General features: G+C 64.9%; 11 protein-coding genes. 3 read left to right on the top strand and 8 right to left on the bottom strand.

The window, feature by feature from the left end:
* Positions 1 to 208 precede the first annotated feature (208 nt).
* On the top strand, positions 209 to 1,549 hold the full coding sequence (locus tag CO676_RS08570; protein WP_097520406.1) for a sorbosone dehydrogenase family protein: 1,341 nt from the start codon (positions 209 to 211) through the stop codon (positions 1,547 to 1,549).
* Between the two features lie 226 nt (positions 1,550 to 1,775).
* Complete coding sequence (locus tag CO676_RS08565) at positions 1,776 to 3,548, top strand: tetratricopeptide repeat protein (RefSeq protein WP_097520405.1); 1,773 nt, start codon at positions 1,776 to 1,778, stop codon at positions 3,546 to 3,548.
* A gap of 131 nt (positions 3,549 to 3,679) precedes the next feature.
* On the opposite strand, the gene ftsZ is transcribed toward CO676_RS08565, so the two are convergent.
* Positions 3,680 to 4,720, bottom strand: coding sequence for a cell division protein FtsZ (gene ftsZ / locus CO676_RS08560; protein WP_014765032.1), 1,041 nt, complete (start codon positions 4,718 to 4,720; stop codon positions 3,680 to 3,682).
* A gap of 324 nt (positions 4,721 to 5,044) precedes the next feature.
* On the opposite strand from ftsZ, the gene CO676_RS08550 reads away from it, so the two are divergent.
* The gene (locus tag CO676_RS08550) at positions 5,045 to 5,239 is read left to right on the top strand and encodes a hypothetical protein (RefSeq protein ID WP_014765034.1); all 195 of its coding nucleotides are present in this window, start codon (positions 5,045 to 5,047) and stop codon (positions 5,237 to 5,239) included.
* A 54-nt stretch (positions 5,240 to 5,293) separates the two neighbouring features.
* On the opposite strand, the gene CO676_RS08545 is transcribed toward CO676_RS08550, so the two are convergent.
* From CO676_RS08545 to CO676_RS08515, 7 genes are all read right to left on the bottom strand, one after another.
* A complete protein-coding gene (locus CO676_RS08545) occupies positions 5,294 to 7,006 on the bottom strand; it encodes an HAD-IIB family hydrolase (protein WP_014765035.1) in 1,713 nt (570 codons plus the stop codon).
* 181 nt (positions 7,007 to 7,187) lie between these two features.
* Positions 7,188 to 7,796 (bottom strand): glutathione S-transferase family protein, encoded by a 609-nt coding sequence (locus CO676_RS08540; protein WP_097520404.1) that lies wholly within the window; start codon positions 7,794 to 7,796, stop codon positions 7,188 to 7,190.
* A 272-nt stretch (positions 7,797 to 8,068) separates the two neighbouring features.
* Positions 8,069 to 9,112 (bottom strand): ABC transporter ATP-binding protein, encoded by a 1,044-nt coding sequence (locus CO676_RS08535; RefSeq protein ID WP_041414501.1) that lies wholly within the window; start codon positions 9,110 to 9,112, stop codon positions 8,069 to 8,071.
* Positions 9,100 to 11,127, bottom strand: coding sequence for an iron ABC transporter permease (locus tag CO676_RS08530; RefSeq protein WP_097520403.1), 2,028 nt, complete (start codon positions 11,125 to 11,127; stop codon positions 9,100 to 9,102). The genes CO676_RS08535 and CO676_RS08530 overlap by 13 nt, the downstream gene beginning before the upstream one ends.
* A 7-nt stretch (positions 11,128 to 11,134) precedes the next feature.
* Positions 11,135 to 12,115, bottom strand: a complete 981-nt coding sequence (locus CO676_RS08525) for an ABC transporter substrate-binding protein (RefSeq protein ID WP_097520401.1) — start codon at positions 12,113 to 12,115, stop codon at positions 11,135 to 11,137.
* 244 nt (positions 12,116 to 12,359) lie between these two features.
* Entirely contained in the window at positions 12,360 to 12,833 is a 474-nt protein-coding gene (locus CO676_RS08520; RefSeq protein WP_013851161.1) for an isoprenylcysteine carboxylmethyltransferase family protein, read from the bottom strand.
* A 21-nt stretch (positions 12,834 to 12,854) separates the two neighbouring features.
* Complete coding sequence (locus CO676_RS08515; RefSeq protein ID WP_097520399.1) at positions 12,855 to 13,748, bottom strand: NAD(P)/FAD-dependent oxidoreductase; 894 nt, start codon at positions 13,746 to 13,748, stop codon at positions 12,855 to 12,857.
* Between the last annotated feature and the right edge of the window lie 111 nt (positions 13,749 to 13,859).

The raw sequence follows: 13,859 nt of genomic DNA, 5'->3' as shown, positions 1-13,859 counted from the left end.
GATTCAAAGTTCTAAGAGGCTGCGCGCCCACTGCGAGGCGTCGGGCCCCAGTCGTTTCGAGCTGATTGAAGAATACTCCCGAATGCTGCCCCACGCAAAGATTGCAGGAACAAGGCGGGAACGCTGCTGTTTGGTGGGTTGACGAGGAATATTGCGAAGCGGCCGCGCATCTAACGCCGAGCGGCACAAAACATTCGGAGGGCATCCGATGAAGACCGGCTTCCCGCGTAATTCAGTCATTTTCATCCTCGTAAGCGTGCTCCTTGCCGGCTGCGGCAGCGTCTCCGCGCAACGGACGGGCGCAATTGCCGGGACGGGCGGCTACGGCCCGAACCCCACGCTGCCGAAGCCGAGACCGACGCTGATCCCGACCATCAGGATTGCCGAGGCGAAGGGCTGGCCGGGAGGTGCGACGCCGAAGCCGGCGAAGGGGCTGAAGGTGAATGCCTTTGCATCCGGCCTCGACCACCCGCGCTGGCTGCATGTGTTGCCGAACGGCGACGTACTGGTCGCCGAAAGCAATGCCCCGGAAAAGAAGGATAGCGGCTTCAGCCTTCGCAAGCTGGTGATGGACGCCGCGATGAAGCGCGCCGGTGCCGCGACGAAGAGCGCCAATCGCATCACCCTGCTGCGCGACACGGATGGCGACGGCGTCGCCGACCTGCGCCGTACATTTCTCGCGGGACTGAATTCGCCCTTCGGCATGACGCTGTCGAACGGCAGACTTTACGTTGCCAACACCGATGCGCTGGTCGCCTTCCCCTATAGGAGCGGCCGGACCCGGATCACCGCAAGACCGGAGAAAGTCGTCGATCTGCCCGCGGGAGATCTGAATCACCATTGGACCAAGGACGTCATTGCCAGCGCCGACGGTCGCAAGCTCTACGTTACGGTGGGCTCCAATAGCAATGTCGGGGAGAACGGCATGGCGGCGGAGAGAAACCGCGCAGCCGTGCTCGAGGTCGATCGGGCAAGCCGTCGCACCCGGGTCTTCGCCTCGGGGCTGCGCAACCCGAACGGCCTCTCCTGGAACCCTGAAAGCGGCGAGCTCTGGGTGGCCGTCAACGAGCGGGACGAGATTGGTGACGATCTCGTCCCTGACTACATGACCTCCGTCCGCGCCGGCGGTTTCTACGGCTGGCCCTACAGCTATTTCGGCCAGAACGTCGATGAACGTGTCAAGCCGCAGCGTCCCGACCTCGTCGCACGGGCGATCAAACCCGATTACGCGCTCGGTTCGCACACCGCCTCGCTGGGGCTGACATTCTCCAAGGGCGCCTCACTGGGCCTGGGCTATCGCAACGGCGCTTTCGTGGGCCAGCACGGCTCCTGGAACCGAAGCGTCTACAGCGGTTACAAGGTCGTCTTCGTCCCCTTCCGCAATGGCGAACCCAACGGGCCGCCAAGAGACGTCCTCACCGGCTTTATCGGCCGTGACAACAAGGCCATGGGCCGGCCGGTCGGCGTAGCAATCGACAGGACGGGTGCCCTGCTCGTTGCCGACGACGTCGGCAACATCATCTGGCGGGTTAGCCGCCGCGGGAAATGACACCGAGCGGTCGGAGACTCGGTCATGTCTGAGGCTCGGCTGCCGCCCGCCATGCTTTTGAGGGTGCCGATACCACTTCACAGGCACTCGTGCGGTTGCTAGGCTCCGCCCGTGGAAAAAGAACTAAAGCGGCGAATTCGCCGATATCCCGCGGCTCGGAATCGATCGCACCCATGATTTGGATTCGTGAAAGCCCATCACCGCACCAGGTCCGGGAGATTGCCGCATGAGGCGGCTGGCAGCCATCCTGGATGCAGATGTCGTCGGTTACAGCCGTTTGATGGGGCTCGACGAGGCTGGGACCTTCAAAGCGCTGAAGGCCTGTCGCAGCACGCTGATCCTCCCGACGATCGCCGCGCATAGAGGTCGGATCGTTAAGCAGACGGGAGACGGATTGCTGGCGGAGTTCGCGAGCGTTGTGGACGCCGTCGGCTGCGCGATGGCGGTTCAGGAGATGATGCTGCAGTACAACCAAAAGGTCGACGTCCAGCGTTTGGAATTGCGTATCGGCATCCACCTTGGCGATATCATCGTCGAGGACGACGACATTCATGGCGACGGCGTCACCGTCGCAACGCGCCTCCAGGAAATTGCTTCGCCCGGGGGAATTTGCGTTTCACAGCAGGTCCGTGATCAGGTCGCGTCCAAACTTGATTTCCCGGCCATCGACTTCGGCAAGCGGAAACTCAGCGACATGCACCGTCCCATTCGCATCTGGCGGTGGCAGCCGGGTGAAGCGCCTGAGCCCGCCCCAGCCGCACCGCCACCGGATGAACGGCCGGTACCGGACAACAAGCGCCCCTCGATCGCCGTCCTGCCCTTCACCAACCTCTCGAGCGTCGGCGAGCAGGAGCATTTTTCGGATGGCTTCACGGAAGAACTGATCGCCACGCTGGCCCGCTGCCGCTGGCTGCGGGTCGTCGCCCGCAATTCGTCCTTTACCTACAAGGGCAAGTCCGTCGACGTCAGGAAGGTGGCCGAGGACCTCGGCGTCAAATACGTCATCGAGGGCAGCGTTCGCCGGTCAGGAGACCGAATCCGCATCACCGCCCAATTGCTGGGCGGCGAAAGCGGCATGCTGCTCTGGGCGGAGCGCTATGACCGGACGCTCGACGACATTTTCGTCCTCCAGGACGAGATTGCCGGCCAGATCACCGGCACCGTCGAGCCGGAACTCGGGATGATCGAGTTCGCGGCGCTGCGCGGACATACCGCCGCCGACATGGATGCCTGGAACATCTACCTGAAGGGCCTCTGGCACCTTTACAAGTTCAACCTCGACGACCTGAAGATTGCCAGGCAGCTCTTCGAGCGTGCCGTCGCCCTCGAGCCCACTTTCGCCCAGGCCAATGCGCGGCTCGCCTATGTCCATATCCAGCTTGGCTGGTATGGGCCGCTGGAGGAACGGGCCGAGCGGATCGGCGATGCCACCCGGCTCGCCGAGCGGGCAATCGCCCTCGACAGCCGCGAGCCCGCAGCGCATCTGGCGCTCGGCCGGGCACTGGCGCTCGGCGGTGAGCCGGAGCGCGGCATCGACCATCTGCGCAACGCGCTCCGGCTCGACGCGAGCTTCGCCCAGGGCCATTTCGCCCTCGGCCAGGCGCTATGCTATGTCGAACATCCGGAGGAAGGCATCGCCGCGATCAACGAGGCATTCCGGTTGAGCCCGCGCGATCCGCATCTCTGGACCTTCCACAACATGCTGGCGATCGCCCATTACCAATCGGGCCGGCTGGCGGAAGCAGCCGCCGCCGCCCGCGCCTCACTGCGCCAGGAAAACGTCACCTTCTGGCCGGCCATGGTGCTGGCAGCCGCCCTCGGCGCCGAGGGAGCAAGCGTCGAAGCGCGTGAAGCGGTCGCCGCCCTTCTTTGCCGCCGTCCGGACATGACAATAGAAAAGGCGCGCGCCGAATTCTATTTCGGCAACGTGCCGGCCATGTCGGTGGACTTCATCGATCGTTTCGTAAACGATCTGCACCGCGCCGGTCTGCCGGAATGATCTTCAGCAAGGCCCGTCATCCGGCCTGCCGGTCTCCTTCTCCCCGCCTGCGGGGAGAAGGCTAGTCCTCGGGTTAAACCCGAGGAGAGGGGCAAATCCACGCCGCTTCCAAACCGGCTCCTGGGATAGCGCTACTGCAGCGTGCGAGTCGGCGTGGTAGCTCCCGCCTGACCGTTCATCGCCTCGGGCGCCGCAGCCTCGGTGCCGCGGCCACTGTCAAGGCCGGTTGCAACGACCGAGACGCGGAACGTGCCGTCCAGGGTGCGGTCGAAGATCGCGCCGACGACGATGTCGGCCTCGTCGTAGACTTCCTCGCGGATACGGGTTGCCGCCTCGTCCACCTCGAAAAGCGTCATGTCCATGCCGCCGGAGATCGAGACCAGCACGCCCCTGGCACCGCGCATCGAGACCTCGTCGAGCAGCGGGTTGGCGATCGCCGCCTCCGCCGCCATCATCGCCCGGCCCTCGCCGGCCGCCTCGCCGGTGCCCATCATGGCGCGGCCCATGCCCTTCATCACCGTCTTCACGTCGGCAAAGTCGAGGTTCATCAGGCCTTCCTTGACGATGAGATCGGTGATGCAGCTGACGCCGGAATAGAGCACCCGGTCGGCGATCATGAAGGCATCGGCAAAGGTGGTCTTGGCATCGGCGATGCGGAAAAGGTTCTGGTTGGGGATGACGATCACCGTGTCGGCGCTTTCGCGCAGCCGCTCGATGCCCAACTCCGCCGTCTGCATGCGCCGCTTGCCCTCGAAGCTGAAGGGCTTGGTGACGACCGCGACCGTCAGGATGCCGGCCCGCCGCGCCGCCTCGGCGATGACCGGCGCTGCCCCGGTGCCGGTGCCGCCGCCCATGCCGGCGGTGACGAAGCACATATGCGTGCCGCCGAGATGATCCATGATTTCGTCGATCGATTCCTGTGCGGCCGCATTGCCGATATCCGGCAGCGAACCGGCGCCGAGACCTTCGGTAATGGCCGCGCCGAGCTGGATCCGCCGCGCCGCCTTCGACATGGCCAGCGCCTGCGCATCCGTATTGGCGGCGATGAAGTCCACGCCCTGCAGGTCTTCGGTGATCATGTTGTTGATCGCATTGCCGCCGCCGCCACCGACGCCGATGACAGTGATTTTTGGGCGCATCTCGGTGATGATCGGCTTCTTGTACTCTGTCATGGCTCTTCTCCTTGGGCAGTTTCCCGGCCGTCGAAAGCTGCCCGTGCCCCGGGAAACGCGATCGAATGCTGTGCGGCGCGAATCACGAGCCTCCATTCTAGGAATTCAAAAAGGCCAGGGAGAAGGCAAGAGGGGCAAAATCAAGGCAAGTCCACAGCTACCTGTGCCATGGGCGAATTGGTATGCGGATTGATAGCAAGAGTTGCAGGCTCCGACGTCCGTCTCCGTCGCTGCGGCACGAATCCGAAAACCAATCCTGCGAGAAGGAACAGGAGGCTTCCCCGCACGTTCCAATACGTTCCCATCGAATGAGGAGTGGCTGCAATGGGTGTCGAACAAGCCCCGACGGCAAAGGGCAAGAAATCCGCTGGCGGCTTGCACAAGAGTGCCGCGAAAGAAGAGAAGAAAGTGGAAGCGCAAAAGGGATCCGATCTCGCCAAAGGCGCCGATCGGTTCGAGGAGCGTTCCAAGAGCTCGGACGGCAGGAGCGCCGGCACGAAGCAGAAGCCGAAACGCTAAGCGCTCGTTCCCGCCCTTCCAGTGAGACCGGCAACGCCCGTCGCCGCCGCTGCCTCAGTCCTTCTCGGACGCCGGCGCGGTGTAGCGGCGGCGGACGGCGTCGGCGAGCCTTTTCCGGCTCTCGGCGGGCGAAAGGGAGCGATCCTCTTCGATCCCTGCGGCCTCCTCAGCCAAGTCGGGATCGCCGATGCGCTCGCTGAACCATTTCGAATAGTCGCCGGCCCGCAGATGGTGCTCCCAGGTCTCGTCGTCGATCCCCTCGGCAATCTGCAGGAAGATGATCAGATTGTGGGCGCGCAGGTTCATCTTGTTCGCCGGGCCGCGGAAATAGAAGCTCGCGTCCTCGCCGAGATGACCTTCGGCATATTTCCGCGTATGGCGCTTTCGGACCTGCTTCGGCTTTTCCGCTCGGATGCGCTGAACCGGCGCGCCCGGCGCGCGCCGCCAGAAAAGCACCTCGTCGTCTTCGGGGAGTTGATCGAGGCCCAAAGGCGGCGCCTCGCCGACGGCGTCGCAAAAGGTCTCGATCACCTCGCGCGCCTTGGGACCGAGGGCGACCACCGCCGTCACCGACGCCAGCGCCCTTGGCGAGACCGCGTCCGGATGCACGGTGATCATGATCGTTCCCGAGATGTCGTCCGAAAGTGCCAGCGACGCACTGTCGCGGGACGCCGGCATGAGGTGATGGGCCTCGTCGACGATCAGCCAGTGGGGTCTGCCGGTCCGGGCGCGAAGCGCCGACAGGCCCGGCATCAGCTTGGCGAAGAAGGACGGCCGCTCCTTGAGTTCGAAGCCAAGCGCACTGACCACGACGTTGTCGTCCGGATTGGCGAGGATTTCGAGCACCTGACTGTCCGTCGGCGTGGTCGAACCGTTGCCCACGGTCACGGCGCCTTCGAGATCCTCGTAGTCGCCTTCCGGGTCGAAAACGCAGAACTGGAAGCGCCGCTCGCGCAAACGCTCCGAAAGAGCCGTTGCCAATGTCGATTTGCCGATGCCGGAGCTTCCGGCGATCAGCAAGACATCAGGCGGTCCGATCGCCACCGGCCCGTTCTGGTCCTCGCCGACCGGAACCTGGTGGCGCGCATTGGCACATGAGGCATAATCGCGCTCGATGATCTTGGCGATCAGTTCCTCGACGCCCTCGCCCCGCGCGCCATCCAGCACAAAATCGGCAGTATCCTTGAGTGCCGGCAGGGCGTTCGCGACCGCCGCGCCGCAGCCGCACATTCTGAGCAGCGCGTGGTCGTTCTCCGCATCGCCAACGGCCACGACATTAAGGAAGGAGAACTGCATCTCCTTCAGCGCCGCCTTCAGCCCCGTCGCCTTGTTGACGCCGGTTGGAAGTATCATCACCGCGCCCTTGTTGAAGATAATCTCAAGTTCGAGGCCGAGTTCATTGATCGCTTCCAGAGCTGCGGCCTGGTGCGGCTCCCAGGTGGCGACGATCGAGCGCCCGACCGATATGTTGTCGACCCCCTTCTGCCGCAGACGTTCGACGAATTCCGGTGGCGGCGCCGGTGCGACCGGCTTCTCCTCTTCGGTATCGGGCGAATAGAGCAAGGCGCCATTCTCGACCACCACCTTGTCGAACAGATCCAGATGGGAGAAGACCCGCTTTAGGTCCGGGAGCTCGCGCCCGGTGACGAGCAGCAGCTTGCGGCCCGTTTCCTTCAATCTTTTCAGAGCTTCCAGCGTCTCCGGCCGAACCGCACCGTATTCGGCCAGAGTGCCATCGTAGTCCGTCGCAAGGGCCATGAAATACATGCGCGCGCCGCCTCCGTTGCCGCCATCTTCCCCGGCATCGTCATTGCCGTGCTGACAGGGAACGTGCGAGCCTCATGCAGGTTCCCGCAGCGCGCGCGGCATCCGATCTGAACCATCTGTTCGGGGCGAACCGGCACCTTGTCAGTTTTACCCGGATGCGGTCCGACCTCCCGTTCCGCCCTCAGGCGTTCCAGCTCGGCCGGGTCCTCACACGCTCGTTCCAGCGCTGCACGTTCTGAAGCGAGTGCGGGATTTCCATGCCGAAGACCTCGCCCAACCAGCCGCACACGCCGGCGGTAATGTCGGCGATCGAGAAGCTGTCGCCGGCGAGGAATGGCCGCCCGTCGGCGAGCTCGCGGTCGAGCCAGGCCCACTTCTTCGGCACCGCCTGCCGCTCGGTCTCGGCGAAGGCCGGAAACTGCGTCAGGCGATCCTTGAAGAAGGCATCGGAGTGGACCGCGACATTGCCGATCGTGGCGAAGATTACCAGTTCCGCCCGTCTGTTCCACATCTCTACCTTGGCGCGGCTGACGGCGTCCGATCCGAAAAGCTGCGGCTCCGGGTGGGTCTCCTCGAAATAGCGGCAGATCGCGACGCTTTCGGTAATGACCGTGCCGTCGTCGAGCTCCAGCACCGGAATCTGGCCGAGCGAATTGAGTTTGAGGAATTCCGGCGCCCTGTGCTCGCCCTTGGCGAAGTCGACCTCCACCATCGGCACTTCGAGGTCCTTTTCTTTCAGGAAGATGCGCACCCGATAGGAGTTCGGTCCCATGCCCTGATAGAGCTTCATTGTCTCCTCCCTTGCTTCCCGCAGGCCTTTGCCTGCAAAAATCATGGCACAACTGATTGCAGTTTACAACTGGTTTTGTAGTTGATAAATTTGGTGCCGCCTGGCCGACCCCCGCGCCTGCGGAATTCGTATACTCCCCGTCATCCTCGAGCTTGACCCGAGGATCCATAATCAACCAATCGTCTCTGACGCGTTGTTGCACGGCTGCGCTTGGATCCTCGGGTCAAGCCCGAGGATGACCGAGGGAGAGTTGAACCGCGGCAACTCTATGGCTACAAACGCCAGCCGCCGCTCACGACGAGGGGCATCAGCTCGCCCTCTGCCATCGCCGCACTGCTATAGGCCTTCAGCCCCTGCCCGTCGGGCAGCGAGAGACTGAGCGCAAAGCGCTCCCCCTCGAACACGCATGAGACGACCCGCATCGGAATGCCGTCGGTGCCGCGGTGGACGTGCTCCGGCCGCACCAGCACGTCGGCAACTGGCCCCTTGTCGCCGGACGTCGTGCCGCTTGCGACACCAAACGCCGCCCGCAAGATCGGCCAGCCGAGCTGCCTTTCGCCGTTCTCCGGCAAGCTTAGCCGCAGAATGCTGCCGCGGCCGATCAGCCCGCCGACCACCGGGCCCTGCGGCCGGGCATAGATCTCCGCCGGCGGAGCCACCTGCAGGAGCCGACCTTCCGACATCACCGCCACTTCGGTCGCCAGCGCCATCGCCTCCGCCTGGTCGTGGGTGACATAGACCATCGTCGCGCCGGAGCGCTCGTGAAAGGCGCGGAAGGTCTCCTCCATCGCCTTCCTCAGATGCTGGTCGAGATTGGCGAGCGGCTCGTCGAGCAGCACCACGTCCGGCTGGGTGACGAGGCAGCGGGCGAGCGCCACCCGCTGGCGCTGGCCGCCGGAAAGTTCGGTCGGTCGCCGTTCGGCAAACTCGGTGAGTTTGACCAGCGACAGCGCCTCGCGGACAAGCTTGCGCCAGGTCGCACCAGATACGCCGCGCACCTTCAGGGGATAGCCGACATTCTCCGCGACGGTCATGTGCGGCCAGAGCGCATAGGACTGGAACACCATCGCCATGTTGCGCTTTTCCGGCGGCAGCGCGCGCTCGGCGTCCGAAAGCCGCCGTTCGCCATAGGAGATCGAGCCGTCCGTCGGCTGCTCGAAGCCGGCGATCATCCGCAGCACCGTCGTCTTGCCGCAGCCCGAGGGGCCGAGGAGCGCGAGGAAGGCCTGCCGGCGCAGCGTCAGCGAGACGTCCGCCACCGCCGGCCGGCCGCCTCCGAAATCCTTAGTGAGATGATTGAGGATCAGTTGCGCCACGGCAGCACGCCCTCCGGCAGGTACTTTGCAAAAAACTCCAGCGCCGCCATCAGCGCGATGACCAGCACGACGACGAGCACCGAGAGCGCCGAGGCGAGATCGGACGAGCCGCTGTCGTCGAGATTGAAGATCGCGACGCCGAGCGTCTGCGTACCCGCCGACCAGAGCAGCGCCGAGACCGTCAACTCGTTCGCCGCGATGAGGAAGACGAGGATGATGGAGGCCCCCGCCGCCGGCGCAATCAGCGGCAGCAGCACGTCGCGCATGCGGCGGGAAAAACCCGCCCCGGCAAGCCGCGCCGCCTCCTCGAGCGGGGGGTCCATCTGCAGAAACGCGCTCATGACAGGCTTCAGGCTGACAGCGAGGAAGGAGGAGAAATAGGCAACGAGAATGATCCAGATCGTGCCGTAGAGCGAGATGCCGACGACCGGCAGGGGTGCGGCGAAGGTGAGGATGAAGGCGACGGCGAGCACGATGCCGGGCAGCGCATAGGGAACCTCGATCAGGATAGCGATGAGATTGGCGAGCGCACCTTTGCGGCTGACCAGCAGATAGGCGGCTGGCACCGTAACGGTGAGCAGCCCGAGTGCCGCGGCGGAGGCGAGGAACAGCGAATTCTTGAGCGCCGTCAGCGTGATCGACTGGCGGAAGAGGATTTCGCCATAGGCACTGAAGGAAATCGTCTCGAAATTGAGCGGCACGCCATAGGCCGGCACCAGCGAGCTTGCGACGAGCGCCAGCAAGGGCGCGACGAGCACCAGCGCCAGCAGCGCCCAGACCAGCGCCTCGAGCGCAATGCGCCAGCGCCCGAGCGCGAAGGCGGCGCGCGCGCTGGAATGGCCGATAAGGCGATAGTCGCGGCCGGCAAGGGCGCGTTGCTGCACGAGCAGCCCGGCGGCGGAGATCGCCGCGATCAGCGTCGAGATCAGCGCGATCTCGCCGAAGGTGGCGGCGCCGAAACTCGCCAGCCGGCTGAAGATCAGGGTCGGCAGCGTCTCGATACCGGCGGGAATGCCGAGAATCGCGGGAATGCCGAAATTGCCGATGCCGGAGACGAAGGCGATCGCTCCGCCGGCGATCAGCCCCGGAGTGGCCAGCGGCAGCACGATATCGCGGAAGACGCGGAACGGTCCGGCGCCCGCAAGCCGCGCCGCCTCGATGCCGTCGCGGGGGCTTGCCGCAAGCCCGGCCTTGAACGCCAGGAAGACGAGCGGCGCATGCTGCACGCCCAAAAGAAGAGCGATGCCGGAAAGCGAATAGAGCGGCTGCTGCGGGCTGCCGAGCGGCGGCGCCAGCCCCAGCGTCTTCAGAAGCGGGCTCGCCGGCCCGGACATCTCCACCCAGGCAAGCGCCGTCACCTGCGGCGGGATCATCATCGGCAGCATGAAGGCGAAGCTTAAGATCAGCTTGCCCCTGATGTCGGTGAGCGCCACCGCGAAAGCGAAGAGCGAACCGAGGAGGAGCGAGACGACCATGCCGCCGGTGGCGGTGATGAGCGTGTTGCGGAGCGCCGCGAAGGTCGCCGGCTCGAAGATCAGCCGCGCCGCCTCCCCGTCAACAAGCCCACTCACCCCCGCCCCGGCGAGGCGGGCAAGCGGCAGCACCGAGAGCAAGAGCACGGCACAGAGCACGAAGGCCAGCAGCCAGCCCGGCTCGTCGGACGACACTCGCCGTTTTCGCGCGCGGAAGGCGAACCACCGCCCTCCCCGATCGGCATGCGACGCCAGCTTCGCCCCGGGGGATTGTTCTTCCGTAACGTAAGGCACCGCCGGCAGCTCGACGCCGCGCAACGCGCGCGTGAGTTCGCCGGGCAGTTTTGCGGGAGTCGTTTGGGGAGGCCGGCTTTCTGCCGCCTCCCCGCCGCCGAAGAGAAACCGCAATGGGCCGGAGCGCCGCGCCCTCGACAGCACGCGTCGAGGCGGCTCCAGCAACTTGAAGCCGGAGCCGCCTTCCGCGTCGGGTTCCACCGGAGCGCTCGCGCGCCGGCCGCGGGCGATCTCGTCCGCTCGCGTCATCAGGCGATCAGTTCATGCCGAAAATGCCGGAGAAGGTTTTCAGGTCCGTTTCGGAATTCTTGACCGCCGCGGCGGCATCGAGCGGCAGCAGCTTGATCGTCTCGCGGGCCGGATAGCCTTCCGGCAGCGCCACGCCGTTGCGGGCCGGGATATAGCCCATCTTTGCCGCAACCTTCTGGCCTTCCTCCGAGATCAGGAAGTCGACGAATTTCTTCGCGGCATCGACATTCTTCGCAGACTTCAAAATGCCGACCGGCTCGGTGACGGCGGAAACGCCATCGGCCGGGAAGACGAATTCCACCGGCGCGCCCTTGGCCTTCTCGCGGATCGCCATGAAATCGACGAGCATGCCATAGGCCTTCTCGCCGGTCGCGACCGCCTTCAGCACGCCGCCATTGCCGCCGGCGGCCGTCGCGCCGTTTTCGGCGAGTGCCTTGTAATAGTCCCAGCCGAGGCCGGGTATGCCGGCGAGCGTCTCGGCATGGATCAGCGCCGCGCCGGAGGTGAGCGGGCTCGGCATGGTGACGAGGCCCTTCGCCTCAGCCTTGGCCAGATCCTGCCAGCCTTCCGGCTTCATCTGGGCGGCGGTGTTGTAGACGATGCCGGTGGTGATCATCTTGGTCGAGTAATAGGCGCCGTCCGCATCATAGAGCGCCGCATCATAGCCCGCCGCCTCCGGCGACTTGTGCGGCAGCAGATGCCCGCCCTCCTTCAGCCGCTGCATCGTCACAGTGTCGGCGATCAGAAGCACATCCGCCACCGGATTGCCCGCCTCGATCTCGGCCATCAGCTTGGCCATGATCTTCGTCGTCCCCTCGCGCACCCACTCGACCTCGACGCCCGGGTTCGCCGCCTTGAACGCATCCACCGTCGCCTGCGCATCCTCGTTTGGCTGGCTGGTGTAGAGGATCAGGTTCTCGGCGTAAGCGGCGGTGGAGAGAAGGCCGGCAACGGCTGCGGCGGCAACGGCGGAGAAAAGCGTTTTCATGGGGGGGCCTCGGTGGGAGAAAGATGGCGCCGAGGGATAGAGCGGGTGTTTTACAGGGGTGTGACAGGGGGAAGAGAGTGCGAATCAGCTTCGCGCCAATTGCGGTCGTCACGACGCGCATAATTAAACGACCGAAATGGGGCCGGTGGCGGTCTGTCCGCTCTTGGTTACCGCTTCTCGAAAGCAGACATCGGCGTGCGGTGCGTCGACGGCTCATTTGTGGCGGCAAGCGGTGACCAAATAGTCAGAGCCAGCGGCGAACCTCGGCCTTGTAGCGGCGGTAGTCGTCGCCGAACTTCGCTTCGAGATAGCGCTCCTCGCGGGCAATCACCTGCGTCTGGATCGCGATCAGCACCAACGGGAGCAAGGCGAAGGCGATCGGCCCGTCGAAGCCGATCGCAAGCCCGGCATAGATAAGCGCCATGCCGAGATACATGGGATTGCGGGTCCACCGATAAGGACCGGTCGTTGCGATGAGGGTCGTTGGCTGCGACGGCGGAATGTTGGTGCCCAGCCGTCGGAACAGCCCCGCCGCCAAAAGCATCATCGCCGCGCCGGCAACGAACAGCAGCGCGCCCGTCGCGACCAGCAACCGCCAGTCGATGCCGAAAGAGCGCAGGGTGACGAACCGCTCCGCCGCCAGCCCCAACAGCAGCGCTCCCAGATAGACGAAGGGCGGAGGGAAGCGCACACCCGCGCTGTCCGGTTCGACGGCCATGCTCATCTCCAATCTGTGCTCTCAAACCAGCATCGACTGCTGGGCGAAGATACCCGCCATCGCGCCTTGCCATGATGCCGTGGTGACCGAGGCCATGAGGGGGTTGGCGAGGTCGCCGGCGGCGTAGATGCCGGGCATGCTGGTTTCGCGGCGCTCGTCGACCTTGAGGACGATGCCGAGGGGCGTATCGACCGTGGCGAGACCCAGTGATTCATGCAGGCTTGCGGACGGCTTGTTGCGCGGATGCGCGAACAGGATATCGACGGCGACATCGGGGCCGACATTGAGCTTGAGGGTGAGGTTATGGCCCCCATGACGGGTGATTTCAGTGATCCGGCCGTCGACGATGGGTGTGTTGCGACGCTCCAGATCGGCCCGGGTATCGGGCGGAATGTCGTGACCATCGGCGAAGACCGTCAACCTGTCGGTCCAATCGTGGAACAGCCTGACCTGGTTGTGTGACTGCGGGCCGGACCAGACGAGGCCCCAATGTTGGCCTGCGACTTCAAAGCCGTCGCAATAGGGACAGGGCACGATGGACGTGCCCCAGCTTTCGGCAAAGCCCGGCACATCGGGCATCTGGTCGGTGATGCCATAGCTCAGGATCAGGCGGCGCGCCGCAAGGCGTTCGCCACCGCCAGTGACGACAGAGAAATCGTCGAGAGCGCCGGAAACGCTGTCGGCCCGGGCATTGACCAAATTGATCGCAGGATAACGCGCCAACTGCCGCCGCGCCTCGGCCAGGATATCCGGCGGTGGCTTGTGATCGTGGCCGAGCAGGCCATGCGAGTGGCCGGCGAAGCGGTTGCGCGGCAGGCCTGTATCGAGAACGGTGACCTTCCGACGGGCACGGCCGAGCTGCAGGGCGGCGGCGAGACCGGCAAAGCTGCCGCCGACGATGATGACGTCATCCATGGTGATGGGCTCCGTATTGCGGATGGAGGGACTTAGGCTGTGCCTGGCGCGCAATATCGTCCAGCGATGCGCATTGGATATCGCCTTGCGGCCAAGGCAAACCTGATCTGG

Source organism: Sinorhizobium sp. BJ1, assembly GCF_002531555.1.
GTDB lineage: Bacteria > Pseudomonadota > Alphaproteobacteria > Rhizobiales > Rhizobiaceae > Sinorhizobium > Sinorhizobium fredii_B.
Note: the sequence above shows the minus strand (reverse complement) of the source record. Positions and strands in the feature narration are given on the sequence as shown.

Excerpts from the sequence above, each read along its gene's own strand:
- CO676_RS08550 (WP_014765034.1), top strand. The coding sequence starts at position 5,045 with ATGGGTGTCGAACAAGCCCCGACGGCAAAGGGCAAGAAATCCGCTGGC.
- CO676_RS08515 (WP_097520399.1), bottom strand. The coding sequence starts at position 13,748 with ATGGATGACGTCATCATCGTCGGCGGCAGCTTTGCCGGTCTCGCCGCC.
- CO676_RS08545 (WP_014765035.1), bottom strand. The coding sequence starts at position 7,006 with ATGTATTTCATGGCCCTTGCGACGGACTACGATGGCACTCTGGCCGAA.
- CO676_RS08570 (WP_097520406.1), top strand. The coding sequence starts at position 209 with ATGAAGACCGGCTTCCCGCGTAATTCAGTCATTTTCATCCTCGTAAGC.
- CO676_RS08525 (WP_097520401.1), bottom strand. The coding sequence starts at position 12,115 with ATGAAAACGCTTTTCTCCGCCGTTGCCGCCGCAGCCGTTGCCGGCCTT.
- CO676_RS08565 (WP_097520405.1), top strand. The coding sequence starts at position 1,776 with ATGAGGCGGCTGGCAGCCATCCTGGATGCAGATGTCGTCGGTTACAGC.
- CO676_RS08520 (WP_013851161.1), bottom strand. The coding sequence starts at position 12,833 with ATGGCCGTCGAACCGGACAGCGCGGGTGTGCGCTTCCCTCCGCCCTTC.
- CO676_RS08540 (WP_097520404.1), bottom strand. The coding sequence starts at position 7,796 with ATGAAGCTCTATCAGGGCATGGGACCGAACTCCTATCGGGTGCGCATC.
- ftsZ (WP_014765032.1), bottom strand. The coding sequence starts at position 4,720 with ATGACAGAGTACAAGAAGCCGATCATCACCGAGATGCGCCCAAAAATC.
- CO676_RS08530 (WP_097520403.1), bottom strand. The coding sequence starts at position 11,127 with ATGACGCGAGCGGACGAGATCGCCCGCGGCCGGCGCGCGAGCGCTCCG.